This is a genomic window from Pseudomonas sp. GW821-FHT09D08 (assembly GCF_059416305.1).
Genome location: NZ_JBWKOX010000032.1, coordinates 41,066 through 51,778 on the forward strand (window position 1 = coordinate 41,066; position 10,713 = coordinate 51,778).

Consider the following 10,713-nt stretch of genomic DNA (forward strand, 5'->3'; position numbering starts at 1 on the left):
CCCAGGAGGGGTAACGCTTGAAACCGCTTGACACCCATGCGCCACAACGCGCCGACACAGCCGTCACACGACTTAAGCTCAAAGACCAGCTGGCCGTAGACCCTTACAAGGCATTGGCCCTGCTGGAGAGCACCCTCCTCTGCTTTGTAACGACGGCCCTTATGCTGTTCGTTGCACACAGCGTTGGCATAACCGCCACATTCAAGGTCAACGTCCTCTACGGCGGCACACTGGGTGCATGCATAGGGGCGACCTACAGGATGTACCACGATGCCGCCCTTTCCGCGTGGTGCATGGCCAGCCCTGTCAGCCCTGCGGCGCTGCAAAACGCGATGCGTGCCTTGAAGTATTCCGAGACGCAGGAAGGCGTTTACTGCCCCAAGAAACGTATGTTCACCCCCTTCCATCGGTGCGATTCAGAGCGGATCACGCTCACCACACTGGATGGAGGCACACGCTTCACAGGCCCCTATTTCAAGCTGAAAGCGCTGTCAGCCATGCAACTTGCTGACGCGCCCGAAGCGCAAGAAACCGACCTCACGCCACCAACGGTGCACGTCTGATCAATTTCGCGGGTTCCTGCCTCGGTATCGGAACGCACCACTGAGTCCGTGAGGCCGTCGCGCCGCCACTGCGGGCCTCAAACGCAAGGAAACCAGGACATGGCAACAGCAAAAACCAAAAAGGCGTTTGTGTATTCGGCATGGGGGTTACTGTTTTTGAGCCTGGTCGGGGTTTTAGTCATACAGGCCTTCCAGGAAACACCCCAGCCCAGCAAACCCACCTTCCTCAGCGACCTCATCATCGTGACCGCGCGAACCACGCCCGGGAATCGAAAGATCGACGAGCATCTAACCTTCGTTCGCGCGGAAGCGGCCAACAGTCACGCCCTGAAGTTCTATTACACGTTGATCGATTACGATACCCATCCCGAGGACGTTGACTTGGGCGTGATGAAATCAAGCATCACCCAGGCTGTCTGCGCCGCGCAAATGCCAAGGGCCCAGTCCATCATTTCATTGGGTGGCACCTTCATTTACATATTCGGCAGCAAAAATGTAAAAGAGGTTGGACGGTTCGAAATCAACAAGCAGAGCTGTAATGGCTAATGAGCTGGCCCCCCTTCAACCAACTCGCTCGAACCGCCGCCGCTTCAGGAACAACCCCACCCCCAACGCCACCGCAAAGATCGACAGCAACCCCAGGTCAGCCCCCCATGGACGGACCTGGCTCGCCGCCACGCAGCCGACCGCCCCCGCCGCCACCAGCAGCCCCCCCAGCCACGTGCGAAGCAGGTACGGTTTGACAAACCGATCGAGCAGAAAAAACAGCACCAGGGCCAGGACCAACTGGGTAATGTCAGACATGTGCTTCTCCCGTCAGGTCTTGATGATCAGTGTCGAGGCGCTGCGTTGCGGGCCGATGCCGCCGTTGACCTGCGCTTCGATGCTGACCAGTACGTCGCCGGCATGATAGGTGGGCAGGATTTCATTGGCATACATGCGCACACCCGCGCCAACAGGAACACCCACGTAAGGGGAAGCCACAGCAGAAGTGGCGCCAGCGAAGGCACTGGCGGCCAGGTTGGCGATCCTGGTGCGCTGGGCATTGAGGGTGTCGCCCTGTTGCCGCGTCAGTGGCTTGGAGATGCCGATCATCATCACGCACGGCAGGCTCTTGGCCAACATCTTGTCGTACACCTCGACGACCTTGCTGTTGACCTCGTAATGGGCACTTTTCGCCTCGCCAAAATGCAGCTCGCGCAGGCGTCCGCGTTCGCTGTCGGTGAGGGTGATCTGCGAAACGTTGAACACGATCCCGTGATTGCCCATGTATTGGAACGTCCCTTCGAACTTCATCGCACGCATCCTTTCGAGCCAAAGGCGGGGATTCTCTAGAAGGCGGGCAGTGGATTCAAGGCAAAAGAAACGAAATGAGGAAATGGGGGGCAGGCCGACCTCCCCTGTCGCGACCTTTCCCCCGCCGCTACGCACGCTTGGGCAACTTCCAGTTCGGCCGGATGAAGTGGCAGGTATACCCGTTCGGTATCCGCTCCAGATAATCCTGATGCTCCGGCTCCGCCTGCCAAAACTCCCTGGCAGGCTCAATTTCCGTGACCACAGGCCCCGGCCACAGCTTGGAGGCATCCACGTCAGCCGCAGTATCTTCGGCAATCTCCCGTTGCTGCTCGCTCAGGTAGTAAATCGCCGAACGATAGCTTGGCCCCAGATCATTGCCCTGCCGATTCGGCGTGCTCGGGTCATGGATCTGGAAAAAGAACTCAAGGATCTGCCGGTAGGAAATCACCGCTGGGTCAAACACGATCTCAATCGCTTCAGCATGGTTGCCATGGTTGCGGTAGGTGGCATTCGGCACATCGCCACCGGTGTAGCCGACGCGCGTGTGCAGCACGCCGGGGTAGCGTCGCAACAGGTCCTGCATGCCCCAGAAGCAGCCGCCGGCGAGGATGGCGGTTTCGGTTGGGTTGGTCATGGTCTGTCCTTGCGGTTAATGGAGACAGGGATAGTTATGGGGCAATGCTGGGCAATACCAAGTTCAATCAAAGAAAACTGCCCGCCCCTATCGACTCAAGGTTTATTCCTGGAACGAAACGCCGCCACCTTCATCCGGTTGCCGCAGGTCGCCATGCTGCACCAGCGGCGGCGGTGTGATTTGCTCAGGTCATGGAACAACAGCACGCAATCGTGGGCCTCGCACTGCCGGACAAATTCAAACTTATCGTTCGTGACCAAGCCCACCAGCGACTCGGCCACTGGTCCAAGCAGGCTGGCCGGGCGTCCCTCGACAACAACCTCCAGTGATCAACGCAACCCAATGTAGGAGCGAGCTTGCTCGCGAAAAACGTCAACGATAACGCAGCGACTCTGGTTTCACGCGGCGCTCCAAGATTCTTCGCACGCCAGCTCGCGCCCACCTTGTAGACATGTCCTACAGCAAGCTGCAGCGCCTTGCCCCGTTGCCTACAGTTGCGTCAGAATCCGCCGGCTTGTGCGCTTGAGTGGGCGTCTCTAAGGTGGCCCGGTCGCTGACAACTCAGTGATCGGGTTTAGTAGCCCGAGTGACAACATAAAGTGCATGAGCCTCATCGATCAGGTGTCCTTGTCTGTACTTGATGGTGGCTGTGCGCAGGGCGCCCTCGGGCGCGCCGGCTTTGTGTGTTTCCCCGGTCTACTAACCTGCGTACAGCCGCCACCCTCTCGTTTAGTAGCGAAAAGGTGTTGGCCCTAAAACAGGTACAACACACATGTACAAAGTCACGCCTAACCCTCCGAACGGTCCCGACCTGAAACTGAATCAGGCGGCGCATCGTGCAATTGATCACTACCTCAACACGGGCGCCGAACCGCCAGGGCCGCCTCCTCCACCTTCGACTACGCTGTTCAGCGTTGCTGACGATGTCAGCAGTGAAGTGCTGATTACCAATAGCTATGAGACTTTTTCTTCGGTGACTGCGTTGTTGCTGGACCTGTCGGATGAGCTGGAAGGGAAGCAGCGGGATGTGGCGTTGGCGATTCATCAACTGAGTGAGTTGGGGGTTTTGTTGGTGGATAAGTTGATGGAGCGGGAGGGGGCTGCTGGAGCGGGCAGCTAACACCTTCCACCCACTCGATAGATCGCTGAGTCGTTGTGACTCACTTTGCAAAGACTCGGCGATTTTCTTTCGGAATAAATAGACCCATACCCTAACCCGTCTCAACCCGAGTTCGTGATCGGCCGTTTCCGTAGAGAAGCCGTCAGCCGTCGATCAGTCCTGCGGAGTCTGGCCAGTCGAATGTCCAATGCTCGCGAGAAAAATCGTAGTGTCCCGATTAGACCGCAGATAAACCACGCGGCAAGCTGAGGGCGCAGTTGCGACGAGTTGCTGCATTTTTGCGCGCGCTGATCTTTTCGTCCGCAACATGAACCTAAAAAACTCCGGCAGGTTCGCCAGCAGTTCAGGGCAGTTATGCGGCAAGTCAGGCCGAGACTGACCGCGTTGGAGCAGCGTTCTGCGCAGTACGCGCAAGAATCGAAGCGTCGCCGAACGATCAATCCATATCAAAAGATCTGCACGGGCCATCCGGTTGTCCCAAGTGGCTGAATGACCACCTTCGAATATCCAGCAATCACGGGCCTCGACCTCGAGACAAAGCTGCGTCTTCTCGTCCCGGCTTCGTTCTATCCAACCTGGCTGCCAGTGGATAGTGTCGATATGAACGACCGGCAAGCCCGTGAGCTGACCAAGCTTACGTGCCAAAGTGCTTTTGCCTGACCCAGGTTGACCAACAATCATCACCCGTTGCATCGAAGCACCTTCTCGCTATTCAAGCTGATTTTTTGGGGTGGCGATTTTACGTCAATGCCTATATCGGTCAACAACAAGGGGGCATAGCGACAGACAGCTTTCGCCCAGAAGACTTCAATCAACTGGAGGGCATGGGTTGGTTGGAACGTACCAGTGGGCTGCGGAGTCGAGATGAACGTGTTCCTGCTTTCGAGGCAAGAAGGGCGTATCAAGCGTACCCAGTGCTATTGAAACCCAACTGGCAAACTCGCCTTGAGACCGTGACCAGAACAAAGCCGAACCACACTGCACGCAGAACTCGCGTGATACCGTCGCTGAAGATGCATAGGATTTGATATGGATGGAGCCGCTAAGTATTTGCAGCGCGCTGCGCGGAACACTGCCGTAAGAAGCAAATGCCGCCCCATGACCTTTGCGACACTGGCTGCAATGACAATGAGTCACTGCTTTCGGTCTGGTGGATAGCTCGTAACTGACGGCGGCACATAAGCAGCTTCCTTGGTACACCTCTGTCATACGCTCTTCCATGCATGCAAAAGTGCCAGCGTAGCCCTACCTGTCTAATCAGTCGAGCGACGGCTATTGGCCGATTCTGTTGAAAACAGTCGGCCATGGTTTCCGCAGTTGAAAAGTACGCGCCCGACGTTGAAATCTTTTACTTTCGGCTGAGGTGTCCAGAAGCGGATTTTAAATAGCAGCGTGTAAAAAAGGCGTTTTCGCCGGTCGATGATCAGGCAGTTCTGGATGACCGAATTTTTCAACAGAATCGGCCAGAAGCAGTCATTCGCGGCCATGTTCAGACCACTTTGCACGTCAACCACGCCCCCCAGAAAAGGCTGCTGAAGAAACGGGTAGCGTCTCCAAATCCGGCGTCATGCAAGAGTTTCTGAACCGCCGCCTCGGAATGTGGAGGATCAGCGCCTTGAAGGATTTTCCCAAGCTTGACCTTCACTTCATCCGCGCTGGCCCCATGCTGCCGCCACCGCTGCCCCCAGGCCGCAAGCAGTAACGGCTGGCTGGCGTAAGCGTATTGATTCCCCGCGACAATCAGCGGCGCACCCGGTTTTAGATGAGCCCGAATGGATCGGAAAATTTGTCGCTTGGCGTCATCTCCATCGAGATGATGGAGTACACCGATCAAGGTCGCTGCATCGTATGACTCGTCTGCTGCCAGGTCTTCAACTTGCCCAAGATGCATGGCCGTTCTTTCAAGCAAGTTGTTTGCCTCTAGCTGCTGCTTCGCTGCCTCCAGCATCGGCTCGGATGGGTCAACGGCCGTGAAGCGCCAACTCGGTTCAAGCTTGGCCATCGCAATAATCTCCTGCGCTGTACCGCCAGCGCCAACGACCAGTATTTTTGCCGAACGTGTATTGCCCAGGCTTGCCGCCAGCATGCACGCAGCCAAGTCTTGGCAGGCGTCATATCCAGCTAGCGCAATACGGCTCTGTCGTCCGTACTCATTTGCTCGTGAGGTATCAAATTTTTCAGCTGAGTCGAGAGGGGATGATTTCAATGCGGTTCTCCATGTCCTGAAATCAAGCTACGTCAGACACAGCAATAATAAAAATTCATTAATTTTATGTGACGTATTCCTAAAAGGAATGCATAGCTCAAAAATTGCTGTTTACTTGAGCTGATTCAGCCTCTTATGGACAGTCAACTTTGGGTCGTTTTTTGCCTCTTGCAACAGGCAGAAAACGGCCAAAAGCGGCCTATTGTTGAACGCAGTTCCTCCCCCGTTTGAGCACCAGCAGATGCATACAGCCGTTAGCCCCTCGAAGGCTAGGCGCGTTGCTACTCCATCCTCAGCCCTGACATCCTGAGTAGCCTGTGCACCGACGCCAACCAATCGCGAGCTAATATGGTAAACAGGACGAAGGGCAGTCCTTTATTACCAAACGCTAACATGAATATCGGAAGTTCAACCATGAATGAAGAGTGGATTCTCCAAACCAAGGAAACTCGCAGAGTATTTTCTAACGCGGCATGGGTTCCTTTGAGAGCGTCTGTAGAAGGCAAGAAAGGAGATTCGAAAGAGATAGGTCATGTCAGTGAGTATTTTGGATGTGGCTCCGTTGCATTCCCGCCAGAACATCGAGTCTTTGTCGAAGAACGCCTTGGCTGGAGCGACATAGGAATAGGGCACACGGTCGCCCCGTATGCGTACGAAGATGGATATTATTCGTCAATCGATCAATATCAATATAACGATAAAGAGCCATTAGGCTTTAACTTAGTTTATGTGCAGCCGCAACCCGTCATAGGTGGCAACAAATGGATATTGAGTCCGGATCTCATCGTGGCGCTGGGTCTCATCAAAGAAGGTGATAACTGGGTTAGACCTGAAGAAAACTTCGTAGTAGTAGCTCGCGAAACTTTCGACGCGAACGGTGAACATCGTCTTATTGAAATAAAAAGGGAGTTCCTAATTGATTATTTGGCAGCTAGAAATTTGTCGCTTCGTCTATCGTATTATCGACAGAGAGTGGAAAATGTCGCCGCTTTGCAGAATAGTGCTTATTCAAATTTGCAAACACGAAGCGAGGAAAGAGATAACGGCAGGTTCGAGCTAATCGTTAGGGATCTCAATGACGTGTTCGGAGGAAGCTGGGCGATGTTTCGTGCTTGGAGGACGGACGTCGATGAGGAAGAAGACGCTCCGGTCATGGGGCCTGAAAATGATACGAACACAGGCCATGAAAGCTCCAATGGGCAACGAGGAGGCTTTGCAGGTGTTCGGGTCGAAGGTGAGTTTTGGCGGCAGGAGTGGGTCGACCACCAATCAAAAAGCCAGCGCGTTCGTGGAGATGCTGATCAGAACCTCCCTCAATTCATCGTGGAAACTGATGGGACTCGAATGCCATCACGGGCACTTAGGAGCGAAGACATCGGTCGTTGGTTATGGTTTCGAGCGAGAGTTGTCACTGAGCTTCTGAATAATCGCGGCTTTAAGTTGACCTGGTACACTGGCGAAACTGGTGCCATTCAGTCCACATCAGGGTATAAAACTCACTTTGGGATCAATAGCTCTGACCTGATTACTGTCTACGCCTATGACGTCGCACGCTTGGCCTCGTGGGAACAACATATTTGGGCAGCACATAACACTGCTCCAGAAGGGAAAGTCTCAAGCGAGTTGCTAGAATCGCAGGTGAAGGCAAAACCAGCATCTACACTTGCAGTTGAAGAACTATTCTTTGGAAGCATGAGGCTTCTAGAAGATGGGTTTCGGGATAAATACAATATATCCTTATTCACCCATGACATTGATGACGCCGCGGCAGGACAACAAATATCTAGATTTTCGAGCAAGGATAGACCAACTCTACTCAGATTGGCCAAAGATATTATTCGAGTATTCTCGGACAGACTCAACGTGCGCGAACTACGCAAGCTTTCTACTCACGCGGAGAAGGATAAGATTGGTTCGAATAAATTGCTACAAAGTATCCTGGCTCAGAGTATTGGAATCGACGGCGCTCAACGGGTGTTTGCTGAAATTGCCGGTGCTTATGACATGCGAGTGGGAGATGCGCATCCTACTGGTTCGAAGGTTACAGATGCGATCAAGCTCGCGGGCGTCAATGAAGATAACTCGCCCTTACGGCAAGGAGAGCAGCTAATTCACAACGTTGGGCGGTCGATTTGGTATACAGGAAAATACTTGTTCGGCGAGCCTGATGGTCAAGACGAGTAGTAGTCAAGGACGCTGGGACGATTATTTCTTCCCCTCGGCTCGCTTGGCACTCGTCCGCTCAGCCGCTCGCCAGTTTAGCGCAGCGGCTTCGCGCGCAGCGGTGGCAATGCCAACGCCGCGATGGTCGAAAGCTGCCTTTTATGATTGTCCGCTTCTGGCCGCAAGCTAGCCGATCACGTGCCAACCGCTTTCAACTTGCTTTAGCGGCATGCTTGGCTTGATTTCGCTGCTCCGCGCTAATTAGAGATGGTAAGCGCTCACTCCATCTTGCACCAAAATACTCGTTAAATTTAAGGTTCAATGCCTTGTAATCTAGGAGCTGAATCCTCCCTGTAGTACTAGCAAACTCCACCGCTGGTGAGCTAAATTTGCTAGAGGTTACAACCCAGCCGCTCGTGGCTCCGGTTTCGCTCACAACTCCTGCCAGCTTACGAATTACCTCAACGCCGATTGTGCCAGTGTGGTGCTTGCACTCAATCAGTAACCTTTGTTTTATGGGAGCATCGAGCGAACTGCATATTATGTCAGCCCCTCCATCCCGCGACTGTTTTGTAACTTTTGCGTGATATTTCTGCTTTCTAAACAAGGCGGCGATGAGAAATTCAAAATCCCTTGAAGAAACATCGTTTAGTATGTCGCGAGGATTAGATGAAAGTAGATATTTGTGGCGAATTATCGAAATTGCATCACTCAGGCCCCATATACGGTCATCGGAGAGGTAGAGTGTATGCGCCCGTATGAAAGCGTCCAATGCGTCAATAGCGTGTTGAGGCCAATCGGGAAGAAGATCTAATATCCAAGTCAAACCTTCCCAACCTTCATTTCTGAAAAGACGACGAGCATACTCGTGTTTATCAATCATCTGGAGAAGATCACCATTATCTACCCAATGGTGAAAAAATTGATGATCATGTCCCTGCACCCCAGGGGGGATCAAGAATGAACGTATTAGGTGCTTAGTTTCAAGCTCCGATCTTAATTCAGCGGAGGCAAGATATTCGGCTGCATGGGAGTCTGTTGGAAAGCGAAAATCTATGAATCTATATTTTCTCTTTTCTTCGTAAGTGAAAACCATGGAAAGCCACTCTTCGAGGCAAATACTGGTTGTATCAAGAACTGGTTTTTCTTTTTTTGCTCTTACCATGTCAATTCGCCGCTGCTGTGTGTTTGGGTTTGGGGAAGGCGCCATTTGTGGGCTGTATGCTACTTACTATAGATCTCAAGGTCTCGTTCGGGACTGATTCCATCGACTGATAACACCTAGCCAGCAGCGGTCTTTTGTGACAAGCAGCTATTGGCCGATCGTGGCCCTTCGCGACAGGCCGCGATCGGCCATAAGCGGCCTATGAGAATGTCTACAAGACTCAGGGCTATTCACAATGCCGCCCATCATGGCCGTGAGGCGCCTGCAGTAGGAGATAAAAGGGGCTGAAATTTAGAGGGAAGGTAGTTGACGCCGCCGCCTGCCCGAGGTAATGCTGGCTATTGGCCAACCTCATATTGTTGAAGGGACTCTGGATGAACGAGATTGCAGCTATATCTGAAGAGATGGAAGATTTAGACCAAATCGACACTCCCATAACAAAAAACTTCGAGGCTGAAAAGCAACGGGTACTCTTTGCGATTTCCAGAAATAGTCCTAAACGCTTGTTAGATAGAGTTGCTTGGATTCTGAATCACTACACTAATGCTCGTGACTCAGATATTGCTTGCCAGCTACATTATTGGAAAACATTCCAAGGAGATCTCTACAGTGGCGGAAATATTTTGCAAGAGAACTATCCTAAGCTTGAGCGATTAAACAGCATCACGCGGGCACGGGCAAGAGTACAGAATGATCTTAAAATGTTCATCGCCTCCCCTGAAGTTAGAAAGCGCAGAGGAAAACTGGAGGATGAAGAAAAGCAACGTGCACTTGAGGAACGCCCGACGTTCCCAATATATTGCATATATGCGGACGAAAGTGGTAAGACCAGCAAATACTTATTAGTCGGTAGCGTATGGGTATTACGAAGCTACGAAACGATAAAGATAACTAATGCAATCAACCAAAAAAAGCAGTCTATTGGCTTCAAGGGCGAAATGCACTTCAAAGAAATCAACAAAGGTAACCTTGATACCTACTGTGAGCTTTTGAACGCCATTATCGAAAACTCCTCTTCAATCTCATTTAAGGGAATTGGAGTTCTCAGAAGTGGCCTGACGAACCTCGACGACACGCTTAACAAGCTCTTCTACCACATGGTTATCCAGGGTATCAAGGAGGAGGATACGTCAGGACGAGCTGTTCTTCCCAGAAACCTACAGTTCCGTAAAGATTCCGAAGAGGAGTCTAAAGATAAGCTTTCAATGATGGAGATTGAGCTTCAACTTAGAAATGCAGCAAAATCTATTTTCAACGACCGTTTGTATGTTGATATAGTTGAAGCCGAGAACTCTGAACGTTCTCCCCTCATGCAGATTGCGGACCTTTTTGTAAGCTCAATTTCGCGGTATTTAAATAAAGGCGAAGGAGCAGAGGGTCCAAAGGATGTGTTTGCAAAAAAATTCCTACAATCATTCGGTGTGAATACAAATTCCCAAGTATTAGATGGTTTTAGCGATTGTGTCCGTTTCTCCCAGCCTAAAAAATAACGTAAGCGCTCCATGAACCCCACATTCAAAGTCACCATCTGATCCCCGATGCTGTGCTCCCGATTCCTTTCCGGAG

14 protein-coding genes are annotated in these 10,713 nt (G+C 52.2%); 5 read left to right on the forward strand and 9 right to left on the reverse strand.

What is annotated here, in order from left to right; translation table 11 throughout:
- The first annotated feature begins 17 nt into the window (after positions 1-17).
- Together AC07OP_RS30220 and AC07OP_RS30225 are read left to right on the forward strand one after the other, a co-directional pair.
- Entirely contained in the window at positions 18-563 is a 546-nt protein-coding gene (locus AC07OP_RS30220; protein ID WP_495103137.1) for a hypothetical protein, read from the forward strand.
- Positions 564-662: 99 nt separating this feature from the next.
- Positions 663-1,109, forward strand: a complete 447-nt coding sequence (locus AC07OP_RS30225) for a hypothetical protein (protein WP_495103136.1) — start codon at positions 663-665, stop codon at positions 1,107-1,109.
- A gap of 15 nt (positions 1,110-1,124) precedes the next feature.
- Here the strand turns inward: AC07OP_RS30225 and AC07OP_RS30230 are convergent, their stop codons facing one another.
- The 4 genes from AC07OP_RS30230 to AC07OP_RS30245 form a co-directional block, all read right to left on the reverse strand.
- Positions 1,125-1,367 carry a hypothetical protein gene (locus AC07OP_RS30230; protein ID WP_495103135.1) on the reverse strand — a complete coding sequence of 81 codons (243 nt, stop codon included), beginning with the start codon at positions 1,365-1,367 and terminating at the stop codon, positions 1,125-1,127.
- A 12-nt stretch (positions 1,368-1,379) separates the two neighbouring features.
- Positions 1,380-1,859, reverse strand: coding sequence for a hypothetical protein (locus AC07OP_RS30235; RefSeq protein WP_092354986.1), 480 nt, complete (start codon positions 1,857-1,859; stop codon positions 1,380-1,382).
- Between the two features lie 127 nt (positions 1,860-1,986).
- A complete protein-coding gene (gene msrA / locus AC07OP_RS30240; protein ID WP_115486875.1) occupies positions 1,987-2,493 on the reverse strand; it encodes a peptide-methionine (S)-S-oxide reductase MsrA in 507 nt (168 codons plus the stop codon).
- A 95-nt stretch (positions 2,494-2,588) separates the two neighbouring features.
- Positions 2,589-2,774 (reverse strand): CGNR zinc finger domain-containing protein, encoded by a 186-nt coding sequence (locus AC07OP_RS30245; protein WP_371914481.1) that lies wholly within the window; start codon positions 2,772-2,774, stop codon positions 2,589-2,591.
- A 491-nt stretch (positions 2,775-3,265) separates the two neighbouring features.
- On the opposite strand from AC07OP_RS30245, the gene AC07OP_RS30250 reads away from it, so the two are divergent.
- Positions 3,266-3,613 carry a DUF6124 family protein gene (locus tag AC07OP_RS30250; RefSeq protein WP_414887365.1) on the forward strand — a complete coding sequence of 116 codons (348 nt, stop codon included), beginning with the start codon at positions 3,266-3,268 and terminating at the stop codon, positions 3,611-3,613.
- A 153-nt stretch (positions 3,614-3,766) separates the two neighbouring features.
- Here AC07OP_RS30250 and AC07OP_RS30255 read toward each other — a convergent pair whose 3' ends face one another.
- From AC07OP_RS30255 to AC07OP_RS30270, 4 genes are all read right to left on the reverse strand, one after another.
- Positions 3,767-4,306, reverse strand: coding sequence for a P-loop NTPase family protein (locus AC07OP_RS30255; protein ID WP_495103134.1), 540 nt, complete (start codon positions 4,304-4,306; stop codon positions 3,767-3,769).
- 114 nt (positions 4,307-4,420) lie between these two features.
- On the reverse strand, positions 4,421-4,822 hold the full coding sequence (locus AC07OP_RS30260; RefSeq protein ID WP_169897875.1) for a GFA family protein: 402 nt from the start codon (positions 4,820-4,822) through the stop codon (positions 4,421-4,423).
- A gap of 44 nt (positions 4,823-4,866) precedes the next feature.
- The gene (locus tag AC07OP_RS30265; protein ID WP_169897877.1) at positions 4,867-5,100 is read right to left on the reverse strand and encodes a hypothetical protein; all 234 of its coding nucleotides are present in this window, start codon (positions 5,098-5,100) and stop codon (positions 4,867-4,869) included.
- A 2-nt stretch (positions 5,101-5,102) separates the two neighbouring features.
- Positions 5,103-5,819, reverse strand: a complete 717-nt coding sequence (locus AC07OP_RS30270) for a class I SAM-dependent methyltransferase (RefSeq protein ID WP_495103133.1) — start codon at positions 5,817-5,819, stop codon at positions 5,103-5,105.
- A gap of 414 nt (positions 5,820-6,233) precedes the next feature.
- Here AC07OP_RS30270 and AC07OP_RS30275 point away from each other — a divergent pair, with 414 nt between their 5' ends.
- Entirely contained in the window at positions 6,234-8,003 is a 1,770-nt protein-coding gene (locus tag AC07OP_RS30275) for a hypothetical protein (RefSeq protein WP_495103132.1), read from the forward strand.
- A gap of 190 nt (positions 8,004-8,193) precedes the next feature.
- On the opposite strand, the gene AC07OP_RS30280 is transcribed toward AC07OP_RS30275, so the two are convergent.
- Positions 8,194-9,147 (reverse strand): restriction endonuclease, encoded by a 954-nt coding sequence (locus tag AC07OP_RS30280; RefSeq protein WP_495103131.1) that lies wholly within the window; start codon positions 9,145-9,147, stop codon positions 8,194-8,196.
- Between the two features lie 374 nt (positions 9,148-9,521).
- Here AC07OP_RS30280 and AC07OP_RS30285 point away from each other — a divergent pair, with 374 nt between their 5' ends.
- Entirely contained in the window at positions 9,522-10,637 is a 1,116-nt protein-coding gene (locus tag AC07OP_RS30285; protein WP_495103130.1) for a DUF3800 domain-containing protein, read from the forward strand.
- Positions 10,638-10,713: the final 76 nt, after the last annotated feature.

Bases quoted from the DNA above. Each gene is read 5' to 3' on its own strand.
- AC07OP_RS30225 (WP_495103136.1), top strand. From the start codon at position 663: ATGGCAACAGCAAAAACCAAAAAGGCGTTTGTGTATTCGGCATGGGGG.
- AC07OP_RS30230 (WP_495103135.1), bottom strand. From the start codon at position 1,367: ATGTCTGACATTACCCAGTTGGTCCTGGCCCTGGTGCTGTTTTTTCTG.
- AC07OP_RS30235 (WP_092354986.1), bottom strand. From the start codon at position 1,859: ATGAAGTTCGAAGGGACGTTCCAATACATGGGCAATCACGGGATCGTG.
- msrA (WP_115486875.1), bottom strand. From the start codon at position 2,493: ATGACCAACCCAACCGAAACCGCCATCCTCGCCGGCGGCTGCTTCTGG.
- AC07OP_RS30250 (WP_414887365.1), top strand. From the start codon at position 3,266: ATGTACAAAGTCACGCCTAACCCTCCGAACGGTCCCGACCTGAAACTG.
- AC07OP_RS30255 (WP_495103134.1), bottom strand. From the start codon at position 4,306: ATGCAACGGGTGATGATTGTTGGTCAACCTGGGTCAGGCAAAAGCACT.
- AC07OP_RS30260 (WP_169897875.1), bottom strand. From the start codon at position 4,822: ATGACAGAGGTGTACCAAGGAAGCTGCTTATGTGCCGCCGTCAGTTAC.
- AC07OP_RS30265 (WP_169897877.1), bottom strand. From the start codon at position 5,100: ATGGCCGCGAATGACTGCTTCTGGCCGATTCTGTTGAAAAATTCGGTC.
- AC07OP_RS30275 (WP_495103132.1), top strand. From the start codon at position 6,234: ATGAATGAAGAGTGGATTCTCCAAACCAAGGAAACTCGCAGAGTATTT.
- AC07OP_RS30280 (WP_495103131.1), bottom strand. From the start codon at position 9,147: ATGGTAAGAGCAAAAAAAGAAAAACCAGTTCTTGATACAACCAGTATT.
- AC07OP_RS30285 (WP_495103130.1), top strand. From the start codon at position 9,522: ATGAACGAGATTGCAGCTATATCTGAAGAGATGGAAGATTTAGACCAA.